Origin of the sequence: Brevundimonas sp., from assembly GCF_046295075.1 — a bacterium.
GTDB lineage: Bacteria > Pseudomonadota > Alphaproteobacteria > Caulobacterales > Caulobacteraceae > Brevundimonas.
The window spans coordinates 159,893-185,318 of record NZ_JBKBOC010000005.1 but is presented as its reverse complement, the minus strand read 5'-3'; the positions used below and the strand labels follow the sequence as shown (position 1 = coordinate 185,318).

At 62.3% G+C, this 25,426-nt stretch carries 24 protein-coding genes and 1 tRNA gene; 10 read left to right on the top strand and 15 right to left on the bottom strand.

Annotation, left to right across the window (positions count from 1 at the left end):
• A partial coding sequence (locus tag ACK4MH_RS06600; RefSeq protein WP_409716351.1) for a putative glycoside hydrolase occupies positions 1-620 on the top strand: 620 nt, incomplete at its 5' end.
• Positions 621-1,075: 455 nt separating this feature from the next.
• On the opposite strand, the gene ACK4MH_RS06595 is transcribed toward ACK4MH_RS06600, so the two are convergent.
• The gene (locus ACK4MH_RS06595) at positions 1,076-2,290 is read right to left on the bottom strand and encodes a hypothetical protein (protein WP_409716349.1); all 1,215 of its coding nucleotides are present in this window, start codon (positions 2,288-2,290) and stop codon (positions 1,076-1,078) included.
• Between the two features lie 179 nt (positions 2,291-2,469).
• Between ACK4MH_RS06595 and ACK4MH_RS06590 the strand changes: the two genes are divergently transcribed.
• On the top strand, positions 2,470-2,844 hold the full coding sequence (locus ACK4MH_RS06590) for a hypothetical protein (protein WP_409716347.1): 375 nt from the start codon (positions 2,470-2,472) through the stop codon (positions 2,842-2,844).
• 189 nt (positions 2,845-3,033) lie between these two features.
• A complete protein-coding gene (locus ACK4MH_RS06585) occupies positions 3,034-4,755 on the top strand; it encodes a retron Ec67 family RNA-directed DNA polymerase/endonuclease (RefSeq protein ID WP_409716345.1) in 1,722 nt (573 codons plus the stop codon).
• A 47-nt stretch (positions 4,756-4,802) separates the two neighbouring features.
• On the opposite strand, the gene ACK4MH_RS06580 is transcribed toward ACK4MH_RS06585, so the two are convergent.
• The 3 genes from ACK4MH_RS06580 to ACK4MH_RS06570 form a co-directional block, all read right to left on the bottom strand.
• Positions 4,803-5,402: a hypothetical protein gene (locus ACK4MH_RS06580; protein ID WP_409716343.1), complete on the bottom strand. Its 600-nt coding sequence runs from the start codon at positions 5,400-5,402 to the stop codon at positions 4,803-4,805.
• A 46-nt stretch (positions 5,403-5,448) separates the two neighbouring features.
• Positions 5,449-6,213, bottom strand: a complete 765-nt coding sequence (locus tag ACK4MH_RS06575; RefSeq protein ID WP_409716341.1) for a hypothetical protein — start codon at positions 6,211-6,213, stop codon at positions 5,449-5,451.
• A gap of 366 nt (positions 6,214-6,579) precedes the next feature.
• Positions 6,580-7,191, bottom strand: coding sequence for a recombinase family protein (locus ACK4MH_RS06570; RefSeq protein WP_409716339.1), 612 nt, complete (start codon positions 7,189-7,191; stop codon positions 6,580-6,582).
• A 589-nt stretch (positions 7,192-7,780) separates the two neighbouring features.
• Between ACK4MH_RS06570 and ACK4MH_RS06565 the strand changes: the two genes are divergently transcribed.
• A complete protein-coding gene (locus tag ACK4MH_RS06565) occupies positions 7,781-8,326 on the top strand; it encodes a hypothetical protein (RefSeq protein ID WP_409716337.1) in 546 nt (181 codons plus the stop codon).
• Positions 8,327-8,513: 187 nt separating this feature from the next.
• Here the strand turns inward: ACK4MH_RS06565 and ACK4MH_RS06560 are convergent, their stop codons facing one another.
• From ACK4MH_RS06560 to ACK4MH_RS06530, 7 genes are all read right to left on the bottom strand, one after another.
• Entirely contained in the window at positions 8,514-9,392 is an 879-nt protein-coding gene (locus ACK4MH_RS06560; RefSeq protein WP_409716335.1) for a hypothetical protein, read from the bottom strand.
• Positions 9,373-12,027, bottom strand: a complete 2,655-nt coding sequence (locus ACK4MH_RS06555; RefSeq protein WP_409716333.1) for a hypothetical protein — start codon at positions 12,025-12,027, stop codon at positions 9,373-9,375. Before ACK4MH_RS06555 ends, ACK4MH_RS06560 begins: the two co-directional genes overlap by 20 nt.
• Positions 12,028-12,507: 480 nt before the next feature.
• Positions 12,508-12,993: a hypothetical protein gene (locus ACK4MH_RS06550; protein WP_409716331.1), complete on the bottom strand. Its 486-nt coding sequence runs from the start codon at positions 12,991-12,993 to the stop codon at positions 12,508-12,510.
• On the bottom strand, positions 12,990-13,223 hold the full coding sequence (locus tag ACK4MH_RS06545) for a hypothetical protein (RefSeq protein WP_409716329.1): 234 nt from the start codon (positions 13,221-13,223) through the stop codon (positions 12,990-12,992). Before ACK4MH_RS06545 ends, ACK4MH_RS06550 begins: the two co-directional genes overlap by 4 nt.
• Positions 13,220-13,555: a hypothetical protein gene (locus ACK4MH_RS06540; protein ID WP_409716327.1), complete on the bottom strand. Its 336-nt coding sequence runs from the start codon at positions 13,553-13,555 to the stop codon at positions 13,220-13,222. The genes ACK4MH_RS06545 and ACK4MH_RS06540 overlap by 4 nt, the downstream gene beginning before the upstream one ends.
• A 333-nt stretch (positions 13,556-13,888) precedes the next feature.
• On the bottom strand, positions 13,889-15,724 hold the full coding sequence (locus ACK4MH_RS06535) for a hypothetical protein (RefSeq protein ID WP_409716325.1): 1,836 nt from the start codon (positions 15,722-15,724) through the stop codon (positions 13,889-13,891).
• 102 nt (positions 15,725-15,826) lie between these two features.
• Positions 15,827-15,902, bottom strand: a tRNA-Lys gene (locus tag ACK4MH_RS06530).
• 156 nt (positions 15,903-16,058) lie between these two features.
• Between ACK4MH_RS06530 and ACK4MH_RS06525 the strand changes: the two genes are divergently transcribed.
• Both ACK4MH_RS06525 and ACK4MH_RS06520 read left to right on the top strand, forming a co-directional pair.
• Positions 16,059-17,471: an amino acid permease gene (locus ACK4MH_RS06525; protein ID WP_409716323.1), complete on the top strand. Its 1,413-nt coding sequence runs from the start codon at positions 16,059-16,061 to the stop codon at positions 17,469-17,471.
• A complete protein-coding gene (locus ACK4MH_RS06520; RefSeq protein ID WP_409716321.1) occupies positions 17,471-17,824 on the top strand; it encodes an Hpt domain-containing protein in 354 nt (117 codons plus the stop codon). Before ACK4MH_RS06525 ends, ACK4MH_RS06520 begins: the two co-directional genes overlap by 1 nt.
• 285 nt (positions 17,825-18,109) lie before the next feature.
• Here ACK4MH_RS06520 and ACK4MH_RS06515 read toward each other — a convergent pair whose 3' ends face one another.
• The 4 genes from ACK4MH_RS06515 to ACK4MH_RS06500 are packed head-to-tail and all read right to left on the bottom strand — an operon-like array spanning position 18,110 to position 19,778.
• Positions 18,110-18,382, bottom strand: coding sequence for a type II toxin-antitoxin system RelE/ParE family toxin (locus ACK4MH_RS06515; RefSeq protein WP_409716319.1), 273 nt, complete (start codon positions 18,380-18,382; stop codon positions 18,110-18,112).
• Positions 18,375-18,563, bottom strand: coding sequence for an antitoxin (locus ACK4MH_RS06510; protein ID WP_409716317.1), 189 nt, complete (start codon positions 18,561-18,563; stop codon positions 18,375-18,377). The genes ACK4MH_RS06515 and ACK4MH_RS06510 overlap by 8 nt, the downstream gene beginning before the upstream one ends.
• A 25-nt stretch (positions 18,564-18,588) precedes the next feature.
• A complete protein-coding gene (locus tag ACK4MH_RS06505) occupies positions 18,589-18,921 on the bottom strand; it encodes a chorismate mutase (RefSeq protein WP_409716315.1) in 333 nt (110 codons plus the stop codon).
• A gap of 41 nt (positions 18,922-18,962) precedes the next feature.
• The gene (locus ACK4MH_RS06500) at positions 18,963-19,778 is read right to left on the bottom strand and encodes a ferredoxin--NADP reductase (protein ID WP_409716313.1); all 816 of its coding nucleotides are present in this window, start codon (positions 19,776-19,778) and stop codon (positions 18,963-18,965) included.
• A gap of 109 nt (positions 19,779-19,887) precedes the next feature.
• On the opposite strand from ACK4MH_RS06500, the gene ACK4MH_RS06495 reads away from it, so the two are divergent.
• The 4 genes from ACK4MH_RS06495 (at position 19,888) to ACK4MH_RS06480 (ending at position 25,319) form a co-directional block, all read left to right on the top strand.
• A complete protein-coding gene (locus ACK4MH_RS06495) occupies positions 19,888-22,137 on the top strand; it encodes a DPP IV N-terminal domain-containing protein (RefSeq protein ID WP_409716311.1) in 2,250 nt (749 codons plus the stop codon).
• Positions 22,071-23,564: an amidase gene (locus ACK4MH_RS06490; RefSeq protein ID WP_409716309.1), complete on the top strand. Its 1,494-nt coding sequence runs from the start codon at positions 22,071-22,073 to the stop codon at positions 23,562-23,564. The genes ACK4MH_RS06495 and ACK4MH_RS06490 overlap by 67 nt, the downstream gene beginning before the upstream one ends.
• A gap of 133 nt (positions 23,565-23,697) precedes the next feature.
• On the top strand, positions 23,698-24,003 hold the full coding sequence (locus ACK4MH_RS06485; RefSeq protein WP_135195860.1) for an SCP2 sterol-binding domain-containing protein: 306 nt from the start codon (positions 23,698-23,700) through the stop codon (positions 24,001-24,003).
• Between the two features lie 104 nt (positions 24,004-24,107).
• Positions 24,108-25,319, top strand: coding sequence for an acyl-CoA dehydrogenase family protein (locus tag ACK4MH_RS06480; RefSeq protein ID WP_409716307.1), 1,212 nt, complete (start codon positions 24,108-24,110; stop codon positions 25,317-25,319).
• The last annotated feature ends 107 nt before the right edge of the window (positions 25,320-25,426 follow it).

Below are 25,426 nucleotides of genomic sequence, written 5' to 3'. Positions count from 1 at the left end.
CGCAGTTCGCCTATGGCTACGGCCTGACCTATGCGCGCGGCGCCCGCGTCGGCGCCCTGTCGGAAGAGAGCGGCGTGGTCAGCGCGGGCAGCAGCCTGGATCGCTACTTCGTCGACGGCCGCTTCGTCGCGCCCTGGTCGCTGATGCTGCGCGACGCCGGCGGCGAGTTCCGCCTGGGCGCCGAGAAGAGCGGCGCCAGCCCGCGCGGCGGCGTGTCCGTGCGCTCCACCGACGGCGCAGGCCAGGAATCGGCCCGCGCCCTGACCTTCTCGCAAGGCGGCGGACAGGCCTTGATCGCGGCTCAGCCGGTGGATCTGGTCCGCCAGTCGAACGGCGAGATGGCCATCGCCTTCCGCTACCGCGTCGACGCCCGGGCGCAAGGCCCCGTCTTCCTGACCTTGGGCGCCGGATCGGTGGACATCACCGGCCTGATGAACGCAGCCCCGGTCGGCGAATGGCGCACGCTGAAGGTGCGGCTGTCGTGCCTGCGCGACACGGGCGCCGACCTCGCCGCCGTCGACCAGCCCTGGGGCCTGCGCACCGCCGCCGACTTCGCCGTCACCGTCGAAGACATCCGCCTCGCCTCCAACGAGGGCGACGCGGTCTGTCCAACACGGTAAGGCACAGCAGACGGAACAGGGGACCAGCAAATGCGGGTCGGTAGATCGACGCTGTCGCGTCGATCTACCGAGATGGTTTGATAACGTGGCGGTGGAGATCGAAGGACGCGTGCTGCGCAACGAGTTCGATCCGCCCGCATGCCAAAAGCTCTGACGGCGACACGTCGCTCGTCCAGCGACTTTTTCGCCGCTTGCTCAACCCAGCAATGGCGTCGCTTTGAGTTTACGAGGGCTGGAACTGCCGAACGTTGCGCCGGAGATCGACAGCGTAACGAGCGATCTGATGTTAAAGACGATGGTGGGTGATGTAGGGCACGAACGGGTTTGTTGTAAAACAACAAGTTAGATACGAATTGCCCTCGCAATTTTGGAGGGTCTTTGGAGGGTAGGGTGGGGGGCTAATCCGGGGGCACATGGTCCCGAAGAGAAGGTCTTTGGTGAAGCAACAGCCGAGGCTATGACCAATCGACTTTTAATTCATCGTCAAACCTAGTTTTGAAGTAGGCGGAAACAGTACGCCCCGGGAATAACACTCCGGTCGTTTGCTTGACCTCGTTCCAGCCGGGGTAGGGATCATCAACGAGCAGCCGGAACTGCTCCTGATATTGTGGTTCAAGGCAGTCGATCAGATAGGCAATAAAGAGGTGCACAGCCTCATAGTCTGCCACAGCGCTGATAGGATCATATTGACGTTCAAGGTTGGCGTAGAATGTCGATATGTGATCTCCAGGCACCGGATAGGTGGGGATGGTGCCGTCAAAATAAACCGTTTCAAATGTATCGCGGTCCGGGTCTATGTTGCCGTGAATTTCGTAATTTCGTTTTTGCATAACCTTGTGGAAGGCAACAAACTCGGGATGTGCCGAATTTGGGGCGACCTGAAAGGCGCGGCACTTGTAGAACAGGTCTGAAACTTTGATGTCAATTTCAGAACGAATGAAGGCCTGATACTGACGTTTATCCTGTCGCACTTCCGGCTTGCACAGGATTAGGATCATCATATTCAGAAATGCCTCAACAAGTATCGGCGTCAGAATTCTGAGTTCTAGAATATCACCTGTTAGGCTGCTGGCCCGTTTCGAGGCGTCTTGGGCGTTCTTTAGGCCTTTTTTGTTGATCGCCCTACGAGAGGCAGGGGCAAACTCGGCAAATTTCCCCATCTGGTCAGTAATCCTGTCGTGCTTGTCCTCACACAAATTCGAAATCGCGACATATTTGTTTGGAAAAACTAGCCACTTCTCCAAAGATTTCGATGCTTCACTTTTATCTCGACCTATTCGGCCAAAGTCCTGCTTGATGGCGATGATTAGCGACTTCCAATCGTGGTCTGTCAGCACCGCGCCTATTTGGAAGTGCGTCTCTCGCGACATCCCCAGAATGTAGACGTCGGTGTCACCCGCTTTCAGATTCCAATCCCAGTGGAAGATGTTGTCGCTATCGTCGGAGCGCATCATGCTCTGAAGCCCATTTGGCGGGCCGAATTTAGCCTTGAGGTAGGAATACATGTCGAGGGTCGTCAGGTGGGTCCTGACTGCAAGGCTGCTGCCGGTGGGCTTGGCGCGCTTCTTTCTGGGTGCCGAAGTCTGCCCACGCCTCTTATCCAACATCGCTTTGAATTCGTCGCGCGTTGCTGGGCGCCAAGCTGCGACATCGAGCACGACGTTTGTCATGGAAGCGCATCCGTTCGCGCTACGGCCTGGTCCAGATTAGCAGTTGTCCAGATGGTCATAAGCACCTTTCCAAGATGATCGGCCGCGTCGCCGCCGCCCTGTTCGCGCGCCTCGGTATTGGCCGACCCTCGGAATCTCCAATGTCCGATGCTAGTAAATGCGTTCGGGAGAAACCGCTAATGAAGCTTGTCGCCGCCATCACCGCCGTGTTTCTGATGGGCGCAGCAGAGCCGACATCACAGCAGTTCGGCCTGCGTTGCGAACTGAACGCGTTGGGAACGACCGTCCACTACTCCAACCGCTACAGCCTCGATCTAAACAGGGGCGTCTGGTGCGGCGTTAGCGAGGAAACAAACACTTGCCATGAGGACCGCACCGTTCCTCTTGTCCGAGTGGACGCGGCCGAACTGGAATTGCTTCCTGCCGAGTTCCGCAACGGCCGCGCGAGACCGGCGATGGTTGTGAATAGGACGACGGGGATTCTGACCAGTGATTTGCTCACGGGGCCATGCACCAAGGTCGATTTCACGCCGATGCCTCAGGCTAGGTTCTAGCCCTCCCCCAGGTGACGCGGGCAGAATCACCGGCTACGGTAGCCACGGCTTGCGGATAGATTTTGCTGCCTTGTTTCGGGGCAGTTGATCGGGATGTTCGACTGAATGCCCCTACGCGACGATACGCTTTCCATGTAAACCTCTGGTTTGCCAACGAGTATCCGCAAGCCAATCTGTCCAGGGCTATGAATGACTGCGTTAGAGCGTCTGAGGCAATGCAGTACTTTAGCTGATGTTGCGCTTTTGCTGGGTGTTAAACCGTCAGGTTTGTCATACATTCTCTACAAGATCGATGATGACGCAAAGTATTATGAGTTTCCAATACCAAAGCGTAGCGGTGGAACTCGGATAATACATGCCCCGATTGACGAACTAAAACTAGTCCAAAGGCGCCTTTCGGCCCATCTTTCACTCTGCTTGCAAGAGATAACAAATAATAATGAAGTAGAAGATAATTGTGTTTTATCTCACGGGTTCCGAAAGGGTTTCTCTATAGTCAGTAATGCCAAACGACACCGAAATCGTCGGTACGTTTTCAATACGGATTTGTCTGAATTCTTTCCGTCCATCAATTTTGGGCGTGTTCGAGGGTATTTTATCCAGAACCGGGATTTCCGTCTTCCGGTTAAAGTTGCAACAATTATCGCTCAAATCGCTTGCAGGAACGGTGCATTACCACAAGGAGGTCCGTGTTCGCCGATTATATCAAATCTAATTGGCAATATACTCGACGTTCACCTCGCCCGTTTGGCGTCGCGTAACGGATGTACTTACACGCGTTACGCGGATGATCTCAGCTTCTCGACAAATCTGAAGGATTTTCCTCGCGCGATCGCGACTCCTGACCCCAGCGGTTCAGGGGGTTGGAAGGCCGGACCTGAGTTGGAATCGCGCATTCGACGGGCCGGTTTCGCACTGAACCCCGTGAAGACTCGGATGTCGATCCGCAACTCCAGGCAAATGGTCACCGGCCTTGTCGTCAACCATGTTGTTAACGTCCCGAAAGAGTATTACAAGAATACTCGTGCTATGTGCGACAAGCTTTTTCGCACTGGTTCGTATGATTACTCCTACGGGACCAAGGTCCCCAGCCTCGGACGCGTGCTGGAACCACTGCACGGAAGAATTTCTTACATATTTAACGTCAAGTTTCCTAAGAATGACGATGGAGATCGTCATTCTGTAGAATGGAAAACTGGGACTCCGCCCGGAATTTACCGGATGTACAGGCAATTTTTAGATTTCAAATACTTTTACGGCATCCAGAGACCAACAATCCTGGCGGAGGGCAAGACAGACAATGTCTACCTGCGCGCGGCGATCCGGGCTCTGGGCGTGGGCTATCCCAGCCTAGCGAAAATAGCTGACGGAAAAATCACGCTGATCCCCCACTTATTCAAGCGCAACGAAACCACACGTGTCGTTCAAGAACTTGGCGGTGGAACCGGCGAACTACAGACGCTGATCCCTCGGTATCAGCCGTCTACCCTAGGATTTTCTGCGCCACGGCCGACCGCCCCCGCCATCATCCTGGTTGATAATGACTCCGGGGCGCGCCCCGTATTCAGCGTCATCCGGACTGTTAAGAAGGCTGTCACCCCAATCGATGGCACCGCCCAGTTCTACCATATCTTCGGCAACCTGTATGTTGTGCCCTTGCCCCTACAGGGGGGAGCCAAGACCGACATCGAGTCGTTCCTTAGACCTGCTGTCACCGGCGTGGTCTTGAACGGCAAGCGGTTCCACAAGCCTAACACCGGCCTGAATCCCAATACCCATTTTGGAAAGGCCGCTCTGGCTGACTACGTCGCCAAACAGCCGCCAGGTACCGTGGACTTCAGCCAGTTTGCGCCGATCCTTGACGCGATCGTCGCTGTCCAAGCGGACTATCAGGCCAACGGCTGGCGATAGGTGCGGGGCCGCAGCCAGATCACGTGGATTGCAGGAGTCGCGCAAGCTTACTCGGCGGCACTGATGAACGTTATGCCGCTCATTCCCTTGTCGAAGGTCTCGTGAACTTGAATGTTACCGGCACCTAGCATTTCCTTCCAGATGGCCTCGACGTCGTCGTATGCGGTGGCGAAGAACTCGGGGGTAATGAGAGCATCAAACTCCGTCTGATACGCTCTCAGTAGGTTTTGCAGTTCGCCATCGGTTCCCTGGGCGACCCATTCCTTCTTCACTTTGACCGGCTTGCCGTGGGCCATCATGTCCCGGGCCTTGATAAGGCGAAGGATTGTTGAAGCCGGTCGCGCAGCAGGCTCCCACGATAGCCCAAGCGTGTTCCATACGGCTTCCCGCTTTTCCTTGCCGCTGGCGCGCTCATTCCAGTTCTGGACCTTCAGATCGCCGATGAAGTTCAGGTAGGCCTCAAAGGTGAACGCCAACATGGTGATGCCCGCCATCATATCGAGGCCGACGCCGTCCATATCGCCGTCAGGTGCAAGGGCTTTGTCGATCCGCGTTTTCAGATGAAAGGCGGCCGACGAAAGGTCGTTGTGGATCAGGTCGATCCGTTCGACCTCCAGCAAGGCGTTGATCCGCTGCTCCGTCATCATCCGCACCCATCAAGTCGCCGGTTGTGAGCCGTAGCCGTTATGAATGTCAGCTAACAAGCTGACGACGAACTGTCCTGTATCCCGAGTCTAGAAACGTCCGTACGGCGAGGTCACCGACCGGATCGACGCGCCCCAACACGCCCGCACCGGCCGTGTCATTCCAGTAGGTTTCAAGCCATAAGGCCTTATCCCGGACCCTGCCGGTCGTGTTCGCAAGCCGTCGCGCAATGTAGTGCCTGATCAGCAGCGCGGGCTTGTCCATGACAACCTTTCCCGCGACCGGCGTCGGGTCGTAGTCATGGAAGTTGCGCAGGTAGTGCACATACCACCGCTCGGGTTCACCGATGTCGCGGATTACACAGTACGAGCCCCACTGATATGAGTCGCAGTCCTCTTTCACTGCTGCGGAGATCATCACCGTTGGGTGCTTCGTCGCGTCACGCTCCATGCCGTAGGCTTCCAACATCGCAGGCCCGAACATGAGGTCAGCGTCGTGGTGGATGTTGCCGCGCGTCAGGCCGCCCCTGATGAGAATGTCCAGTTGCAGCAGATTTTCGGCAATCGTTCGGATGCTTTCGAGAATCTCGAAAAGGCCGTGCTCTGTAGGATCGCTGGAGATGACGATGCAGTCGGAGAACTGCGTGAAGTTGAGGCCCAGCTTCTCATTCTGCGCGGTGGAGGACCGCATTACGTCCATCGCCTCGGCGATGTTGGGACGCAAAGACGGGTCGTCAGCCGTCGTCGCTACAAGAGCGCTGAACCCCAGCATGTCGATGAAGGCGACGTACTTTTCGCGATAGCAGTCAGCCATCATTCACTCCGAAGCGGCGAATGGCCGTCTTACGCAAACTTATCGCAAATCTCGGGTCCGCGAAGGAGAACGCCAGAAAACGATTCAACAAAATTTCAGAAAACGAGATTTCGGAATCGAAACGCCCGACCGGATTCGTGAGGACGAAGTTCTAAAATCGACTTGTGGACCTCGATCAGCAATCAGGTCCGCGCCCGCCTGGCGCGCATTAGTAACAATCTAAGGTGTGGGCGGCTTGGAGCCCCCTCGGGCCGGATGTTAACCTTGACGGCGCCGGGCCCGTCCCCCGGTCTGGCCATCAGAGGAGCCGCAGCTAGATGAATATCAGGATGACGGCGAACGCAAACACGAGATTGAGGAGGCGGGTCACCCAAAGATCACCGTGCCTAGATCACCGGTCACGGACTTGACAGCGCGCTGGATCGCCGAGCGATCAACCTTGTATTCGGCTGCTAGGGTGCCGAGCGTTTCGCCCGATTGGCGGCGCTGCGCGATCTCGCGGCGCTGGGCCTCCGAGAACAGCGCAGGGCGGCCCAAGGTCTTTCCTTCGCCCTTGGCGCGTACAAGCCCGGCTTGCGTCCGCTCAATGAGAAGGTCGCGCTCGAACTCGGCCACGGCGGCGAGGACGCCCATGGTCATACGACCGGCGGCGCTAGTCAGATCGGCACACCCCAAAGCCAGGCAGTGAACCTTGACCCCCATGGCCGCCAACGAGTCGACTGTCGCCCGCACGTCCATGGCGTTACGGCCCAGCCGGTCCAACTTCGTGACCAGCAAGACGTCCCCTGGTTCCAGCTTGTGGGCGACCAGGGCGGCGAACGCGGGCCGCTCCATCGCCGACGTCGAGCCGGATATGGTCTCCGTCACGATCCGCTTCTCTTCGACGGAGAAGCCCGCCGCCTTAATCTCTTGGATTTGGTTGTCGGTCGTCTGGCCTAGGGTCGAGACGCGGGCATAGACGAAGGTGCGTGATGACATGATATTCTTCCATATCTAAAACCTGTATCGATTTAGACGGCGTATCTATAATCGAGTCAAGCTAGTTTTAGATACAGCCGTCGAAGACGGCTCGGAATCGGTCGATTCCGATACGACTGCGGCGACGCTCTGCGTGGCCAAAGCGAGCCCGGCAAGTCCGCCTGGGTCTCGACACGGCGACCACCCTGGCAGCGACCTGGGAGAGCGTGAGCCGTAAGCTGCCTCGATCAGCTGACTCCAACGCACTGTCGCGCCTCTACCCCAGTTAAAGGGCTCAAAATCCGAAACAGTTGCTGTGACCAATTAGCGCTTCGGCGAGACACCCGCCCAGGCGCGGCGGGCTGGCCGCGCTTGTGAAAACTGGCGGGCGTCAAGGCGGCTCCCCGGACCGCACCAGAGTCGATGTTGAAGCGACCGAAGGTCAAGGCGACCCCAGGCCTAGACTGATACGCCAACACCACTGCAGTGGTCAGGAGACCGGCGTGCCAGGCGGGGGCGTCGGCGGCGCGAAATCGTCCAACTCTGATGCTGCCCTTGAACGACACCTAAAGCGGCACATGTCTATGCGATCTGAGATGGTGAGGGCCGGATGGGTGAGGCAAAGCGGCGAGAAGCCGGGTTGCGTGAGCAGCTTCTAAGAAAGGTCGATCAGTGGGTTTTCCCCGCTAGTCAGTGGGAAGCCGACATAGTCGCTGATTTGAACGGTCTGCCCGTTGTGACGGTGCAAAGAGCGGACGCCAAGGAAATCGCCTACATGCGTATGCCGGTGTCTGAGTGTCACGGGAACTGTCGCTGGTATGAGGCGAACGATCCAACGGGCACATTCAAGGCAGTCGTGGGTTGGCTTGTCGATCCAGACGGAAACTACGTCCTGCACTCGGTCATCTCGGATGGACAAGGCGGATATGGCTGCATCACCCCTGCCACTGCTGACAACCGGCAATACTTTGAGTTCATTCCCGACTCCAAGATCAGTTGGCGGGACGGTGATGACGGGTATCGTCACGCGGTCAGGGATGGCCGGGTGATCGGTGCGGGCGTGCGCGTCGATCCAGACAAGACCATCGCAGAGGCGCTTGAAGTGAAACGCAAGCTACTGGCGGGCGTCCCTCCGATGAAGGCGATAGAGCGCTAGAGTGTGTCCAACTGCTGTGGCGCCCCATACTTAATGGCGCGGACGCTCAAATCAGAGCGTCGAAGACCGCACGTCAGGGTGTAGGTTGTACCCAACGCATTGAGCCGGCTCATATCCCTACGACACTAAAAACCATGAGACAGAAACCGGTAATTGGATAAGCATTACCGAATTCTGTCTCACCGATTCAGCAGGCAAGCGGGAAACCCCGCGACAGGGCGGCCGGGTCGGTCCCGAGGTGCGCGCCCAGGGCGATCCAAGTCGTCGCCGACAAAGCCGATCCAGGCCAGCCCGAACCGATCTCGCCGCCTTCTTCTAGGTCGATCCAGACCCCCACCAACGCGGCCTCCACGCCCAGCCGTTCACACTTCCGACGCCACCATTCGCATAGCTGGATCGATCCACCGTCGATCAGGACCGACGCGCGTCCTCGCTCCATGTCAGCAGCGAGTGCGCCGCCAACCGCCGCCAGCACCGAGTTCACGGTAAGATCGGCGGCGTCTCGGGCGTCCTGAATTCCCATACCGATGGCGCGCCGCCGGGCGTTGATTTCGTTCACGCCAGAGCGCCATGGACGCCCCGCCCGCAGGCTCTCCAGCGCCAGGTCAATTTCGATCCGCCAACCAGGCGACGCAAGCGCGAGACGTTCGGCGTCAGGCAATATCCACCATCGGCGACTGTCGTGCATGGGCGGCAGGGGTTCATACCGTCCCGTTTCCAGCACACGGTGAAGGGCGCGGCGCCCGGCGTCGCCCAGGTCCAGCGCGACACAGACTTCTTCCGGCCGCGCCACGCCGCCATTGTCATGCATGAACCGTTCTACGGCGCCGATCATCCCCACGCCCGGCCCGACGCTATCCCCGCCTCGCCGCATCAATCCGTGGTCAATCTTCACCAAGGCGCCCGACCGACGCAAAGTGTCCAGGGCGCGACGAAGGCGGCGCTCATTGACGCCGCCCCGGATATAGCCATCCCCCAGCCGGTCAGCGATGTCAGAGAAGGTGAAGGGGCCGGGGCAGCGCCCGACCTCCTTGACCACCCGAGCCTTAAGAGCGGTCGGCGTCATCGCAACGCTCCAGCTTCCCCAGGTGCACCAGTCGCCAGCCTTCGTTCTCGGCGACACCGAACATCACTCGGTCACTGCCAAGATCGAACACGCGCCCGCGCAAGCCGTCCAGCATTTCCCCAAAACCCCGGCGCCGATCATCACCGAATCCCGTGACGAATCCGGCCCCGTCGGCATAATCGAAAGCCTTCGCCTCGGTGGTGTCAGCTTCCTTCCAAACCTTCCACCACTCCGACATGAACGCCTTAACCTGGGCGCCTTCTCGGTCGGCGCTAGGAGCACGAGGGTTAGACAGGAAGCCCTTGATTCCGGCAGTCTCCAAAATGCCGCCGATGACGCCAGACCAAGACTCGAAAGACGCCATCTTGGCCTTGCCGGGCTTGGCGCCCTTGACCCACCACGCGCGGATCAGCGTCAGGATAGCGCCGATAATGCGACTACGGTTTTCGCCCAGCCAACTCTTGAAATCGGCATGTTGATAGTTGCGCACGCTGTTGTCCTCGACCCGCGAATTCAGGTTGATGAAGACGGCGCGGCGCGCCATCTCCGGTCCCAGTCGCGGATTGATCCCCGTGATCTGCCACAGGAAGTGGTTCGGGCGGGACACGGTCTTAGACAGGCCCAGAACGCGCCCGCCGATCCGGTCGGCGGTGGTCGAACGCTTCAGCGTCTCGCTGTTAAATTCGGTTACGTTGTCGAAAAACAAGAACGAGTCGTCGCCCAGAGAGGCGGCGACCATGTGCTTTTGCATCTCCTCCTCGTTGCGGGTGTTCGGCGTCGTCGCCGACGCATGGCCATCAAACAATCGCTGCGCAGTTTCCGCCAACAGGGTTCCGCCGACGCCGGGCGACGGCTTCACGATGGTGAACAAGGGCGAAGGGCCGTCGAACAAGTCGCGTGCGAATTGCGTTAGGACCATTCCCGCGGCGTTCGCTCGGCTCGCCTCGCTCTCGCCCAGGGCGCCGTCAGCGTCTCCGTCGTCAAACGGAAAATCACCAAACATGTCGATCAGAATCAGGTCGCGCGCGGCGGCGATCTCCATCGACGTAGGGTCCAGCGGAACCAACGGCGGTGCCAGATCACCCAGATCGACCAGCACGTCGCCGAACCATCCATTGCGGTCCAAAATCTGACCATTCCGCGCCATGGTCGGCGCCCGGCGGATCGTCGGCGTCAACGGCAGTTCATCCGGCTCCACCCCTTCCAGAACGACGCCGCAAATGTCCCCGTCGGGAATACGGTGCGTCAGGTCGCCGCCGTCGCGGTGCTGGGCGAAACTACACACCTTGAAGAGCGCGGCCTGAAATTGGCGTGCCGTGAGGGGCTGAAAACCGGCCCGCCCGTCGTGGTAACGAAGCCCCATCACCTGTCCCAGGCTAAGGGTGAAAACCGGCTCCTTTGCGTTGGCCTTCTCCATGGTCTTCATGACGAAGGCGCGGACTTCCCGATGGTCGGGCTCACCAACGTGGACCAAGGTGCGATACCCGGACTGATCCACCTTCACTCCTTCCTCCAAGCCTTCACCGGCGGCGCGGCGGCGGTCGCGCACATCCTTTCGCAGCGCCGGGATCGGCACTCCAGCCTTACGCTTCAGCGCCTCCAGCAGCGTTTCGCGGTGGACGGGATTGTCCAAGCGGGCGATCATCTCGACCACCGGAGACGGGTCGGGCGTCTCTTCCTTTGGCGGCAGGGCGTCAATCACGGCCTTGATAGACTCGAACGTGGGCTTCGAGGTGGTGGCCTTCTCGGCGACCGGTTCCTCTACCCCCAGGTCACGCCAATTCACGGGCGCTCCGTCGATCAGTTCCGCGACCGGCGCCACACCAGGACGGCGGCGCGGCATGGCGACCATGGCAGCCGGATCGCGCGCCGCCTTTGTCAGGACAATGCGTCCGCTAACGCTGTACTCGACCGTCTCCAGCACCTCGCCCCACATCTTTACACCCGCAGCCTGCGTGGACGCGGCCTCGGTGGGCTTGAAGGCCGGGGCCAGGGGAACGGCGACCAAGTAGGAAGGGAGCGGTTCATGACGGATCACCACTGCCGCGCCGTCCGACGTAGCGAGGTTGTCGGCGACGATTTCCACTGCCTCGGTCGTCTGCGCGACATCGCGCCAGCCATGAACCTCGCCCATGTAGTAGATGAGGCTTTCGGCGTTAATGTCGGCACCGCCACAATCGGGGCGCCCGTTCTTCGAAAGCCACTTGGTCAAGGTGTCGCGGTGAAGGGTCGTCTCCGTGCGCCCGTTTTCCCAGGTGTTGAAGATTGCGCCGGACCAGCCGGGTTCATCTGCGCAGGAGAGGCCATTGCGCCCGCCCGCCGCCATCCGTTCGCGGATGTCGTCCAGCGCCACGCCCACGACCTCGATCAGCGCCACGTTGATCTCGCTGACAGCATTCTTCAAGCGGGTTCCGCCCATCAGGGTCGCCGGGACGATGACCTGACGGGGCGCCGCCGGGGACTCACGCTTCGCGTTTTCATCCAGGAGAGCGATGAACTCCAACCAGTCGCAGACGTGCGGGGTCCAGGTCGGCACCTTGATATTCGGGTGATTAGACGTGTGGAAGTGGACGGCACCAGAGATGGCGCGCGACTCCTTGCTCCCCGCCGCCGGGGTGCTACGATATTCGTGCATTGAAAGTCCTGCGCCCGGCGCCATCTAAGCGGCGGCGGGCTTAATCTTAGTGTGAATGAGAACAGGGCGCGGTCCGGCGCGCGCCACGGGTAGCGCTAAGACTAAGACTAAGACTAACGCACGCCTCACCGCCGAAAATGGCGATGCGGATCAGACGCGACTTGGTGCGCTCTGCATCAAAAGCCAGAGGCTTAGGGCGAGCGAAGACAGCACCCTTTTACCTTCCGGCGGGACACTGGGGAAGGAATTTCTCAAAAATCCCTGGGTGATTGATTTCTTGCGCCCAACTCAAATGTCAGGGTGCGGCCTGAGTATCGTCGGCGGGTTCTCCGTCAAAGGTCTCAACCAGCTTCGGCGGCTGGGCTGGGTGCGGCGTCGGGATCGACAACGGACGTGGCGCCGGAACGGTCAGGCCATCGTTGGGGAAGCGGGGGCTCGGGAACCGCCGCCCCCGGCCAGGCGGGATAAGCGGGCGGCACATCACGCGGCCTCCATCGCCTTGTTGGCGCCAAGCGCCACCACCGCTGCCGCAATCATCTGACTCAAGGCGGTGGTCAGGGCCTCTCCAGCGTCGGCCGCGCCCAGCAGGATCGTCATCGGCCGCGAAGCCACCACCGCCGGAGGGTTCAGCCGGAGAGTCTTCAAGCCGCGCGCGGGCCAACCCAGGCAGATTTCCACCGGCTCGCAGCCCTGACGCGCCACCACAAGAGCGGACGGCCGCAAAGTGTCCAGGTCGGCGTCGATTTCCGCCGAATAGTCCAGCCAAACGTCAGCGTTATGCCCCCGGATGCGTAGCGCATCGACATAGTGCTTCTCGACCAGCAAACGCAGGCGGGCTTGAAAGGTCCGGCGAGCCGGGCCGTTCTGAGAGCCGGTGAGGCCGCCATAGCCATAAGCAAACCGGCTATGAAGGCTGACCACCGCATCCTCCAGATAGGCTGTCAGCGCCTCGACGTGCTGGCTCACGACATAGACTCCGACACGGCCTGACGCGCAGCCTCGCGGCGCGCCGTTTCGAAATGTTCTGAAATCCAAAAATGCACTGCGTCTCGCGACCAGCGCAGGCCACGCAGACCAATTCGAAGGATCGGCCGGGGCGCGTCGGGCAGGCGGGCGAAGGCGGCGGGCGTCAGGCCAAGCGGACGGAGGCGGCTGGCAAGTTCTCGACTGGCCATGAGAGAAATGGGCTCGCTCATTGCACGCGCCCCTTCCGGAATTCACGGACCCAGGCGCCGGTTACGCCAACGGCGGCGTTGGCCGCCTCCAAACGGTCGGCGGCCTTCATGGCCTTCAGCTTCGCGCGCGCCGCGTCAGAGGTGGCGTGGACGGTCGTTTCGGGCGGGCTAAAGAGATGAGGCGCGGCCTGGGCGTGGCGCCCCAGCGCGTCGGCCATGGTTTCGCCGGAGGCGAGCCGAACCTCAGCTTCAGAGGTGATTTCGGGCTGGTCGGCTGCGATGACGCGCCGGGCGATGTCGCTGGCCTGGGCGTCGGTGACGCCGGGCGCGGCGCGCTGAACAGCGGCCTTCACCACCGCCCGAAGGACGGCAGGAGAGTAGTTTTCCATTTTTGGAAGTCTCAAGAGGCGTCGCCGCCCCTTGGGGCGAAGCCGAACTAGTAAAGAAACCGGAGGCGACAACTCGACATTAGTCGAGGGGGCGTCATCGCCCCCGGATGCATTCCAGATAGTCCTAGTGATGCGATGTACTTATAAGGCCAAAAGCCGTAGATGTCAAGATTTACGGCACTAGTTGCACAAATGTTGACCGTAATTTGAAACAAACGTGCTTTAATACGAAGTTCGTATCGTTTGGAGTCGTCCAAGGGCCGTCTATGTCGGACGAGCAGAAGATCGACCCAGTACTCAGATTTTGAGTTGGCCGAAATTGATTTTCGCTAAGTTATCTGCAAGCATCTTCACTTCATTACGACCGTAACGGCGTCCTACAGTCTGTTGAGACCATCCGCCAATTGCGTCCAGGACTTCCTCAAGGATGTCGTGCTTTCTGTATCTTTCACGTAGAGTGTGGCGGAATCCATGACCACCGACGAGCCGAGGCGCGTCTGTTACAGCATCATCTAAAATTTTGTTGATGCGCTTCGAGTAGTAGTGCGCCCAATCCACCTTGCCGCCCTTTTGGATGCGCGGCTTGATCTCGGGGAAGAGACGCGTGGCACCTTCGGCCTTCCTGCGCGCCACAAGGTCCATGATCCCGGCTTCGATTGCCAACGGATGGATGGGCGCCAGCCGTTCGCTTCCTGCGTTCTTGTGGCTCTTGTCGTCATCTCGTCGGCCGGTCTCGTCGAAAGGCGACAAATCCAGATACGGCGTCCCCTCAAATTCTTTCACGTCCCCGACTCTCAGTTGAAGCAGTTCGCTAATTCTGGCTCCGTTGAGGCCCAGGGCGGGCACGAAGAACAGCGCCTTGCCATCCGCCTTATAGGGCTGGAGGGCGGCGAAGAATGCGGCAAGTTCGGCGTCTGTGAAGCCCTCGCGCCTCACGCTGGCTTTTCGGGGACCCGCGCGGCCTCGGAATGGATTGCGGTCGGCGAAGTCGTTTTTGCCTGCCCAGTTCCAGATCATTGAGGCGAACGTAATGTAGCGACGGGCCGTGTTGCGAGAGACCGGCGGCTTTCCGTCCGCCTGGGCGCGTTCGATGGCATCGGCGAGCGGAGTGTCCTTGTAGAGTTTTCCCGCGTTGGCAGGGATTTTCTCGCAGAACGCGGCGAAGGCTCGCGCGTCTTCGTTCTCTATCGACCGGACGAACCGGCCCTCGCCGAAGAATTCCTTGAGGGCGCGGAGGGGGGCTACCAAGTCCTTAGTTGCGTTATGGGTCGCGACGAAGTCGGCTTCGTAGGCGTCAAGCAGTTCGCTCAGCGTCTTGTCAGCGAAAGTGGGGGCGAAAGCGGGCGCCGCCGCGACGACAGGGGCGTCGGCGTTCGCTGTGACGAGCAAGAGGGTGGCGGCGAAACGGCGCTCGGCTTCTTCGGCGTCAGCGACCTCTCGCCAAGCCTTGGCGAAGGTGGGGCGGACCACTGTCCGGACCTTGGCGTCCAGCGGGCCGACGACCTCTTGAAGACGGGCGTCAAAGCCGTCGATGTCACGCCAGCGCTCCGGCGCCGTTTCGGCCTCTCGTAGCAGTCGGATTAGATGATGCGTTGCCGGGGGGATCGTCAGTCCTCGGTCGAGTTCTGGTGCGGCGGCGAAATAGGCCGCCGCCCAATTAACGGCGCCGGTGGTCAGGCCGGGCGTCTCGCTCGACGAGGGAGCGGAAAGGTCGAGATGCTTCACCTCAAGGCGGGCGCCGTCCAGGCTCATCTCGACCTTGCCGCCCTCGGCGCCGAACAGATCAATCATGGCCCCGAAACCTAAAGCCCAAGCGACCTTGTTCGACCGCCATCCCTCGATCAGGTCGAGGGCATGGGCCACGTTCTGTGGGTTTCCGCGCTTGCGCAGGCCCGCAATTGCCCGGTTCCATCGTTCATGGATGTTGCGGCCTTGGGCCTGGGCCTCGCCCAAGTCCACATGGCCAGTGGACTCCCAGAGTTCGGCGCGAGCGCGGCCTGTAGGTCCGATGAAGACAGCGCGCCGAGGGTCATCGGCGGGTAGTGCGTTGACGATGTCACGCACCGTCGCCGGGACTGCCTTTCGCGCGATCCAGACGCAACCCGGCCCGTCGCGAGTCAGTCCCTTAGCCATATGCCACCGCTCCTTTTTTGGAGGGTAATTGGAGGGTCTTTTCGGCGCGCAAAGTCAACCCCGATAAGGGATTGTCAGGATTTCAATGGCTTGGAAAGACGATGGTGGGTGATGTAGGGTTCGAACCTACGACCCGCTGATTAAGAGTCAGCTGCTCTACCAACTGAGCTAATCACCCGACCGATCGTCTGCGTCTTCGGGGGCGAGAGGCCTTGCCGAAGGGCGCTCCTACTACCCAGCGGTTCGGGGGTTGGCAAGCGCTTTCGCAAACTTTCTTCGGCGGGTTATGGTCCGCACGGAATCAGCTGCGGCAAGCGGCGGGGGAGCGAGCTTCATGGCCTTCTGGAACCGGCGTCGATCAATCGACACCATGCTGGCGCCGCACGACGGACCGCGTCTGAAACCGACGCTGAGCTGGCCGCACCTGCTGGCCCTGGGCGTGGGCGCCATCGTCGGGACCGGCATTCTGACCCTGATCGGCGTCGGGGCCGGGCTGGCGGGGCCGGCGGTGATGATCAGCTTCGGCCTGGCGGGGCTGGTCTGCGCCTGCGCGGCCCTGGCCTATGCCGAACTGTCGACCATGATGCCGACGGCGGGCAGCGCCTATACCTATTCCTATGCCGTGCTGGGCGAGATGATCGCCTGGGTCGTGGGGTGGAGCCTGATCTTGGAATATTCGCTGGTGGTCAGCGCCGTGGCGGTGGGCTGGTCCGGCTATGCCGTCGGTTTCCTGAGCGGGTTGGGCGTCGACCTGCCGCTGGCGCTGGTCGCCGGGCCGCACGCGGGCGGGATCATCAACCTGCCGGCGGTAGCCATCATCGGGGTGGTGACGGGCCTCCTACTGCTGGGCACCAAGGAGAGCGCGACGCTGAACGCGGTGCTTGTGCTGATCAAGATCGCGGCGCTGGTGGTGTTCGTGGCCATCGCCCTGCCGGCCTTCAAGCCCGAGAATTTCACCCCCTTCATGCCCAACGGCTTCGGCGCGCCCTTCGTCCAGACCGGGGTGATGGCGGCGGCCGCCATCATCTTCTTCGCCTTCTATGGGTTCGACGCCATCTCGACGGCGGCGGAGGAGACCAAGAAGCCCGAGCGCGACCTGGCCATCGGCATCGTCGGGTCCATGCTGATCTGCACGGCGCTTTATCTGGTCGTGGCGGCCGCCGCGATCGGCGCGCGTCCGGTGGCGAGCTTCGCCAGCAGTCCGGAGCCCCTGGCGCTGATCCTGCGTGAGATGGGGCAGGGGACGGCGGCACAGTGGATTGCGGCGGCGGCGGTGATCGCGCTTCCCACCGTGCTGCTGGCCTTCCTGTTCGGCCAGAGCCGCATCTTTCTGGGCATGGCGCGCGACGGCCTGCTGCCGCGTCGTCTGGCCAAGGTGTCGAGCCGGGGCGTGCCGGCGGTCGTGACGGTGTTCACTGCCGTGGTGGTGGCGATCCTGGCGGGGCTGCTGCCGCTGGACGAGCTGGCGTCGCTGGCGAACGCCGGGACGCTGGCGGCCTTCTGCTCGGTCGGGGTTTGCCTGATCGTGCTGCGGATTCGCGAGCCGGGCCGCAGGCGTGTGTTCAAGGCGCCGCTGTGGCCGTTGGTGGGCGCGGTCAGCGTGATCGGCTGCATCGTCTTCTTCCTGAGCCTGAAGCCGGTGACGCAGATCGGATTCCTGGTCTGGAACGTGGTTGGCGTAGCGATCTATCTGCTTTGGTCGTCCAAGAATTCGCGCCTGGCCAAGGGCGAGGAAACGGCGGCCTGATGGCGCTGCGCGATGTGACGGGCGCGGTCGATTTCGCCGTTCTGAACGGCATGACGGGCGACGACGACGCTATCAATGAAGAGGTGCTGGGACTGTTCGTCCAGCAGGCCGGCCTGTGGTCCGTCATGCTGGACCCCAAGGCCGAGGGCTGGCGCGACGGGGTTCACACGATACGGGGCGCAGCGGCGGGCATCGGGGCGCGAGACCTGGCGGCGATATGCGCCGAGGCGGAGGGCGCGGACCAGACGCTGGCCGCGCCGGCGCTGGAGCGGGTCCGAGATGCCCTTGAGGCGGCGCTGGCGGATGTCGCGGCCTATCGCCACGAGCTGATGCTGCGGAGCCTCAAGGCCTGAGGCTGTAGGGGCGGAAGTTGGACTCGGGAAAAAACAGTCCAAGTGTCCAAGTGAGTCCAACTTAGACGGATGTGCTAAATTGCACTGCACTCCGAAAACGCGTGCAAAGTGCAAGAAAGTGCAATTTCGGCTGGTTAAGCGCGCAGCGATGTCAAAGACCGAACGGCCATTATACGGCGCCCGGAGGGAGCGGTAGGTCGATTGACGCTGCTCGCATTTAAGAGGCTGAAATCAAACGATCACGCTTCCGAAAATAGGATGGCTGAAGCGTCTGAGGCCGTTGGGCTACGATGCATTCTCTGCAGCATGCCGGACATCCAGAATGAAGACGCGCGCGCCGACGACCTTGTACCGAAGCAGGTAGGGCGGGATGTGGGTCAGTTGACGACGGCCGCCGGGGATGGGTGCGCCTCTTTCGGGATGTTCAGCCAGGCTTGCGCCGGCTGACATGAGGCGTAGGGCCATGCGCTGACTGGCCAGCGGACTGAACTGAGCAATGTATGTTCGGATGGCTTCGACGTTCCGAATGGCTTTCGCCGTCCAGATGACCTCAGCCATCGATATTCCATTTGGCCGGAGGCGGACCTTCTTGCGGCGTCCCCCAGGTCTTCAGCCACTCGACCACGTCTTCATGCGGGACGACGCGACCGGCCACGATGTCGGCCTCAGCCTCCGCAAGAGAACGCGCATCCGCCTCTGCGTCGTGATTGTTGAAGATGGAGGTTTCCGGTCGAGCCATGACCGCAAGTTACCATTTTATCGACCTAGCTGCGAGTCCGGTCGTATGTCGCGAACTCGTGGGCGATGCAGCGGTCGATGAGCAGGCGCCAGACGGGTTCGGCGATGTCGGGCGACAGGTTATGCGCCTCGGCGGCGACCAGAACCTTGGCCACCACGTCGTCGATGCGGGCCTGGTCGAAGACGGCGTCGCGGTCGGGCTTGATGTGGGCGGCCGCCTCCATATAGCGCTGACGTTCGGCCAGCAGGGCGACCAGGGCGCGGTCGAGGGCGTCGACGCCCTGGCGGACGTCGGCCATCGAATGGCATTCGGAGGGATCGACGCGGGCGTCGACGGCGACAAGAGCAGGGTGGGGCATGGCGGTGGGGTTAGCGGGTCACGCCGCGCAAGCCAAGACCGTCAGCCGACGAAGGCGCGCTCCAGGACGTAGTCGGCGGGTTCGGCGTTGGAGCCTTCCTTCAGTCCGTAGGTCTCCAGCAGTTCGCCGGCTTCTTTGATCATGGCCATGGAGCCGCACAGCATGACGCGGTCGCGGGCGGGATCGAAACCGTCGGGCAGGCCCAGGTCGCGGAAGAAGTCGCCGGACTTGATCCGGTCGGTGATCCGGCCCGGATTCTCAAAGGCTTCGCGCGTGACCGTCGGGTAATAGGTCAGCTGCGCCCTGGCCTCGTCGCCGATCAGCGGATCGTCGTGGATCTCGCGCGTGAAGAATTCGCGATAGGCCAAGTCGGCGACGCTGCGGACCGTGTGGATCACATAGACATGGCCGAAACGGGAATAGGTCTCGGGATCGCGCGCGACGCTGAGCCAGGGCGCCAGGCCGGTGCCCGTGCCGATCAGGAACAGGCGCTCGCCGCCGGTCAGGGCGTCCAGGACCAGGGTGCCGGTCGGCTTCTTGCCCATCAGCACCGTGTCGCCGGCGACGATCTTCTGCAGGCGCGAGGTCAGGGGGCCGTCGGCGACCTTGATCGAGAAGAACTCCAGCTCCTCGGCCCAGTTGGGGCTGGCGATGGAGTAGGCGCGCAGGACCGGTTTGCCGCCGTCTTCGCCCGGAAGGCCGATCATCACGAACTCGCCCGAGCGGAAGCGGAAATCCTCGGGCCTTTTCACGCCGAAGCTGAACAGGCTGTCAGTCCAATGGCGGACCCACAGGACCTCCAGTTCGTTGAACGGGCTGGCTTTCACGGGAGCGGAGGAGAGGGCGGCGTCGGTCATGGTGCGGTCTCTCTAATCTGAGAACCCCTCGCAGGGAAGGAAAAGCCTTTCGTCCGGCGACCACTTTTCCTCGTGACGGCTTGCAGAAGCGCCGCTAGCGTCCGCGACCATGCGCACAGTTCTTCTCGCCTCGACCATCCTTCTGTCGGCAAGCTCCGCGCTTGCACAGGAGACATCCTCCAACATCCTGACGCCCGAACGGGTCTTCTCCAGCCCCAGCCTGAACGGCCCGGTGGCCAAAGGGGTCAGCCTGTCGCCCGACGGGCAGCTGGTCGCCTTCCTGCGCTCGCGCGAGGACAATGTGGACGTCCAGGACCTGTGGGCCGCGCCGACGGGCGAGGGCGAACCCTACAAGCTGATCGACGCCCAGGCGCTGGTTCCAGACGCCGGAGAATTGTCGGAGGCCGAAAAGGCGCGGCGCGAGAGGATGCGGATCAGCGCGCGCGGCGTGGTCGAATATTCGTGGGACCAGCAGGGCCGCTACATCCTGGCGCCGCTGGAAGGCGACATCTTCCTGGCCAATCGGGCCGACGGCAAGGTGCGGCGCCTGACCGAGACGCCGGCCGACGAGATCGACGCCAAGGTTTCGCCCAAGGGCAGCTATGTTTCCTGGGTCCGTGATCAGAACCTGGTCGTCTATGATCTGGCCAGCGGCCAGGAGACGCCGATCACCGACGACGGCGCCGGCCTGATCACCTGGGCTACGGCCGAGTTCATCGCCCAGGAGGAAATGGACCGCGACACCGGATACTGGTGGAGCCCGGACGAACGCTACATCGCCCTGACCCGCGTGGACGAAAGCCCGGTGGACATCGTGCCTCGGTTCGAGATCACCGGCGCCGGCGCGACCATGGTCGAGCAGCGCTATCCCCGCGCCGGCCGGCCCAATGCGGTGGTCGAACTGTATGTCCGCGACCTGCAGGGCGGGGGAAGGGTCAAGGTGGACCTGGGCTCCAACACCGATAGCTATCTGGCGCGGGTCGATTGGGCCGGCGACGGCAAGACCCTGTATGTCCAGCGCCAGTCGCGCGACCAGAAGACGCTGGACCTGCTCAGCGTCGATCCGACCACGGGCGCGTCGCGGGTGATCCTGAGCCAGAAGGCCCAGGCGTGGGTCGATCTGAACAACGACTTCCGCGTGCTGGCGGACGGCCGGTTCATCTGGTCCAATGAGGACAGCGGCTGGCGGCACCTTTATCTGTACGACCGCAATGGGCGGCGCCTGAGGGCGATCACGCGCGGCGACTATCCGGTCAAGCATCTGGACGGGGTCAACGAACAGACGGGCGAGGTCTATTTCACCGCCTCAATGCGCGACGGCGAGGAATTGCCGATCGAACAGCAGATGTTCCGCGCCAGTCTGAACCGGACGGTCGATCCGGTGGCGGTGACGCCGGGCGGCGGCTGGTGGAGCGTGTCGGTCAACGGGCCGGCGACGGCCTATGTCGGCAACTATTCCGATCCGGCGACGCCGACGCAATCGGCCCTGTACCGGATCGACGGCACGCGGGTGCGCTGGATCGAGGAGAACCGGCTGGACGCCGCCCATCCGTTCACCCCCTATGTCTCGCGTCTGCGCGCGCCCGAGTTCGGCACGATCCAGAGCCATGGCGAAACCCTGGTCTGGCGCATGACCACCCCGCCGGACTTCGACCCGTCCAAGAAATATCCGGTGGTGATGCAGGTCTACGGCGGTCCCGGAACTGGCGCGGGCGTGCAGAAGAGCTGGCAGCCGCTGACCAATCAGTTGCTGACCGAGGCCGGATACATCGTCTTCCGCGTCGACAATCGCGGCGAGGGCGACCGTTCCCAGGCGTTTGAGACCAGCATCTATCGCCGTCTGGGCATTCCGGCGGTCGAGGATCAGACTTTAGCCGCCAAATGGTTGAAGACTCTGCCCTATGTCGATGCGGACCGGATCGCCATGATGGGCTGGAGCTTCGGCGGCTTCCTCAGCCTGCTGGCCGTGACCGAGCCCGAGGCCGGTCTGGCCTCGGCCCTAGCCGGCGCCGCGCCGACGGAATGGAGCCTGTACGACACCCATTATACCGAACGGTACATGTCCACGCCGCAGGACAATCCGGAAGGCTACGCCGCCACCGACGTCCTGCCGCGCCTCGATGATCTGACCGGTCGTCTGCTGATCCTGCACGGCATGGCCGACGACAATGTCATCTTCGGCAACGCCACCCGCGTGATCGACGCCTTGCAGGCCAAGAGCATGCCGTTCGAGATGATGCTCTATCCCGGCCAGAGACACGGCGTCCGCGGCGAACCGAGGCAACTGCAGCAATGGCGCACCTATCTCGACTTCCTGGATCGCACGATCGGCAAGCGGGCCGAGCCCGCCGCCGACTGATCCTGGCCGCTGCGGCCGCGCTGGCCCTTGCGGGCTGCGCGACCGGGCAGGGCGCCTATCCGTCCGCGTCCGCCGTGGTCGCGGCGGGTCGGGCGAATGACACCGCTCATGCGGTGTTGCGCTGGACCGAGACCTCGCCCAGCCGGGGCGTGTCGGCGATTTCGGGCATGCCGATCCTGCTGAAGGACAATATCGAGACGGCGGACATGCCGACGACGGCCGGGTCGCTGGCTTTGGCGAACAACGCGCCGGGTCGCGATGCGCCGCTCGTGACCCGATTGCGAGCCGCCGGTGCGGTGATCGTCGGCAAGACCAATCTGTCGGAATGGGCCAATATCCGTTCGTCGGACTCGATCAGCGGCTGGAGCGCGGTCGGGGGGCAGACGCTGAACCCCTATGATCCCGCGCGTACGCCGTGCGGATCATCGTCCGGCAGCGGGGCGGCGGTGGCGCTGGGCCTGACGCCGGTCGCCATCGGGACGGAGACGGACGGGTCGATCACCTGTCCGGCCTCGGTCAACGGCGTGGTCGGGTTCAAACCCACCGTCGGTCTGGTGTCGCGGACCCACATCGTGCCGATCAGCCATTCCCAGGATACGGCCGGGCCGATGGCGACGACGGTCCGGGATGCCGCCAAGGTGCTGACGGTCATCGCCGGATCCGATCCGGTCGATCCCGCCACGGTCGAGGCCGACGCGCGAAAGGTGGACTATGCCGCCGGGCTGGATGCCGGTTCTCTGCGCGGCGCGCGGATCGGGGTGATGCGGTTCCTGAAGGGGTATTCGGCCGAGACCCAGGCGGTATTCGAACAGAACCTTCAGGCCCTGCGCGACGCTGGCGCCGTGCTGGTCGATCTGCCGGAGGGGCCGGACGGTCGGGTCATCGGAGCGGCCGAGTTCAAGGTGCTGCTGTACGAACTGAAGCACGACCTGAACGCCTATCTGGCCTCGACCGACCCGGAACAGGTCCGCACCCGCAGCCTGGCTGACGTGATCGTCTTCAACGCCGCCGAGCCGCGCGAGACGGTGCTGTTCGGTCAGGACATTTTCGAGCGCGCTCAGGCGATGGGCGATCTGACGGCGGCTGACTACTTGGAAGCGCGCGCGACTTCGCTGCGGCTGGCGGGACCGGAGGGGATCGACCAACTGATGCGAGACAATGCCGTGATCGCCCTGATCGCCCCGACGACTTCGCGGGCCTGGACCAACGATCCCAAGGACGAGGACGACATGGAGGGCTCGGCCAGCCAGTTGGCCGCCGTCGCCGGCTATCCGCATCTGACCGTGCCGATGGGCTTTGATCGGGGGATGCCGGTGGGTCTGAGCTTCCTGGGCGGCAAGTGGGACGACGCACGTATCCTGTCGCTGGGTTACGCCTTCGAACAGGTCACGCAGGCGCGCCGGCCGCCGCCGGTCGTTGGACGCTGAGCCGGCGAGGAAACGACGGTTTCGGGATGGCGATCCGCAGAAGTGACGCGAGCTTTACCCGACGTGATCTTGGCGCCCTCGCCGATGCGGGCTAACCCGTAGTTCACAACGTCCTTTTAGGGAGACGCCCCCAATGCCCGATCTCGCACAAGTCACCGAACACATCCGCGGCGCCGTCGGCGACAACTCCGGTCTCGGCAAGACCGTGAAGCTCGACCTCGGCGACGAGGGCAAGATCTACATCGACGGCGCCTCAGTGCCGAACACGGTGACGAACGAAGACAAGCCCGCCGACGCCACCGTCTCGATGAAGTGGGATGACTTCATGGCCCTGTCGGAAGGCAAGCTGGATCCGATGATGGCCTTCATGCAGGGCAAGCTGAAGATCGCCGGCGACATGATGATCGCCCAGAAGCTGGCTCCGCTGCTGAAGCGCTGATGCCGGTCTGAACGACCATTTATGGCGGCGCGGCTCCTGATCGGGGCCGCGCCGTTTTCGTATCGAGCGCCCGGCAGAGGCGCGAACGGGAAGAGGATAACGCCATGGACTTCAAGCATTCAGACCGGGCCCTGGACTGGCACGCCCGGGTCCGCCGCTTCCTGGACGAACAGGTCATCCCCCGCGAGCACGAATATTTCGCGCAGGTGCGCGAGGACTCGACCCGCCAGCCGCCGGTTATGGAAGCGATGAAGGCCGCCGCGCGTGACGCCGGTCTGTGGAACATGTTCCTGCCGGGCGAGCACGGCGCGGGTCTGACCAACCTCGACTATGCGCCGCTGGCCGAGATGATGGGCGCCCATCTGTGGTCGTCGGAGGTGTTCAACTGCAACGCCCCCGACACCGGCAATATGGAAGTCCTGCACATGTACGGCGACGCCGCCCAGCAGGACCGCTGGCTGAAGCCGTTGATGGCCGGCGAGATCCGCTCGGCCTTCCTGATGACCGAGCCCGAGGTCGCCTCGTCCGACGCCACCAATATCCAGACCCGGATCGAGCGCGACGGCGACCATTATGTCATCAACGGCCGCAAATGGTGGTCGACCAATATGGCGCATCCGAACGTCGCCATGACCATCGTCATGGGCAAAACCGACTTCGACGCCGCCAGCCATGCCCAGCAGTCGCAGGTCATCGTGCCCGTGGACACGCCCGGTTTCCGCGTCGAGCGGATGCTGACGGTGTTCGGCTATGACGAGCGGCCCATCGGCCATGCCGAGGTGGTGCTGGAGAACGTGCGCGTGCCGGTCGAAAACCTGATCGCCGGCGAGGGCCGGGGGTTCGAGATCGCCCAAGGGCGGCTTGGCCCCGGTCGGATCCACCACTGTATGCGCGTGATCGGGGCGGCGGAACGGGCGCTGGAGCTGATGGTCGTGCGACTGCTGAATCGGACGGCGTTCAAGAAGCAGCTGGCCGAACATTCGGTGTGGGAACAGCGGGTCGCCGACGCCCGCACCAATATCGAGATGTGTCGCCTGCTGGTGCTGAAGGCCGCCTGGATGATGGATCAGGCGGGGGCCAAGAACGCCCGTTCCGAAATCGCCCAGATCAAGGTCGCCGCGCCCCGCATGGCGCTTCAGGTCATCGACGACGCCATCCAGGCGTTCGGCGGCGCCGGGGTCTCGGGCGATACGCCCCTGGCCGAACTCTATGCGACGGTGCGCACCCTGCGGATCGCCGATGGCCCGGACGAGGTCCACAACCGCACCATCGCCCGGCTGGAATACGCCAAGCATGGCGGCAGGTCGGTGCGTTGAATTCGTAGCCAGGCTTACCAAATCCCTGACCACTCACCTGGGAACCCCGACCGTGGCGTGACGTTCGATCTGCTTGAACGACGCGACGCCCGGTCGGGGCATCGGGA

What these genes read in the sequence shown, in the direction of transcription:
- ACK4MH_RS06595 (WP_409716349.1), bottom strand. Translation starts at nt 2,290, where the DNA reads ATGACAAACGTCGTGCTCGATGTCGCAGCTTGGCGCCCAGCAACGCGC.
- ACK4MH_RS06590 (WP_409716347.1), top strand. Translation starts at nt 2,470, where the DNA reads ATGAAGCTTGTCGCCGCCATCACCGCCGTGTTTCTGATGGGCGCAGCA.
- ACK4MH_RS06585 (WP_409716345.1), top strand. Translation starts at nt 3,034, where the DNA reads ATGACTGCGTTAGAGCGTCTGAGGCAATGCAGTACTTTAGCTGATGTT.
- ACK4MH_RS06580 (WP_409716343.1), bottom strand. Translation starts at nt 5,402, where the DNA reads ATGATGACGGAGCAGCGGATCAACGCCTTGCTGGAGGTCGAACGGATC.
- ACK4MH_RS06575 (WP_409716341.1), bottom strand. Translation starts at nt 6,213, where the DNA reads ATGGCTGACTGCTATCGCGAAAAGTACGTCGCCTTCATCGACATGCTG.
- ACK4MH_RS06570 (WP_409716339.1), bottom strand. Translation starts at nt 7,191, where the DNA reads ATGTCATCACGCACCTTCGTCTATGCCCGCGTCTCGACCCTAGGCCAG.
- ACK4MH_RS06565 (WP_409716337.1), top strand. Translation starts at nt 7,781, where the DNA reads ATGGGTGAGGCAAAGCGGCGAGAAGCCGGGTTGCGTGAGCAGCTTCTA.
- ACK4MH_RS06560 (WP_409716335.1), bottom strand. Translation starts at nt 9,392, where the DNA reads ATGACGCCGACCGCTCTTAAGGCTCGGGTGGTCAAGGAGGTCGGGCGC.
- ACK4MH_RS06555 (WP_409716333.1), bottom strand. Translation starts at nt 12,027, where the DNA reads ATGCACGAATATCGTAGCACCCCGGCGGCGGGGAGCAAGGAGTCGCGC.
- ACK4MH_RS06545 (WP_409716329.1), bottom strand. Translation starts at nt 13,223, where the DNA reads ATGAGCGAGCCCATTTCTCTCATGGCCAGTCGAGAACTTGCCAGCCGC.
- ACK4MH_RS06535 (WP_409716325.1), bottom strand. Translation starts at nt 15,724, where the DNA reads ATGGCTAAGGGACTGACTCGCGACGGGCCGGGTTGCGTCTGGATCGCG.
- ACK4MH_RS06525 (WP_409716323.1), top strand. Translation starts at nt 16,059, where the DNA reads ATGGCCTTCTGGAACCGGCGTCGATCAATCGACACCATGCTGGCGCCG.
- ACK4MH_RS06520 (WP_409716321.1), top strand. Translation starts at nt 17,471, where the DNA reads ATGGCGCTGCGCGATGTGACGGGCGCGGTCGATTTCGCCGTTCTGAAC.
- ACK4MH_RS06515 (WP_409716319.1), bottom strand. Translation starts at nt 18,382, where the DNA reads ATGGCTGAGGTCATCTGGACGGCGAAAGCCATTCGGAACGTCGAAGCC.
- ACK4MH_RS06510 (WP_409716317.1), bottom strand. Translation starts at nt 18,563, where the DNA reads ATGGCTCGACCGGAAACCTCCATCTTCAACAATCACGACGCAGAGGCG.
- ACK4MH_RS06505 (WP_409716315.1), bottom strand. Translation starts at nt 18,921, where the DNA reads ATGCCCCACCCTGCTCTTGTCGCCGTCGACGCCCGCGTCGATCCCTCC.
- ACK4MH_RS06500 (WP_409716313.1), bottom strand. Translation starts at nt 19,778, where the DNA reads ATGACCGACGCCGCCCTCTCCTCCGCTCCCGTGAAAGCCAGCCCGTTC.
- ACK4MH_RS06495 (WP_409716311.1), top strand. Translation starts at nt 19,888, where the DNA reads ATGCGCACAGTTCTTCTCGCCTCGACCATCCTTCTGTCGGCAAGCTCC.
- ACK4MH_RS06490 (WP_409716309.1), top strand. Translation starts at nt 22,071, where the DNA reads ATGGCGCACCTATCTCGACTTCCTGGATCGCACGATCGGCAAGCGGGC.
- ACK4MH_RS06485 (WP_135195860.1), top strand. Translation starts at nt 23,698, where the DNA reads ATGCCCGATCTCGCACAAGTCACCGAACACATCCGCGGCGCCGTCGGC.
- ACK4MH_RS06480 (WP_409716307.1), top strand. Translation starts at nt 24,108, where the DNA reads ATGGACTTCAAGCATTCAGACCGGGCCCTGGACTGGCACGCCCGGGTC.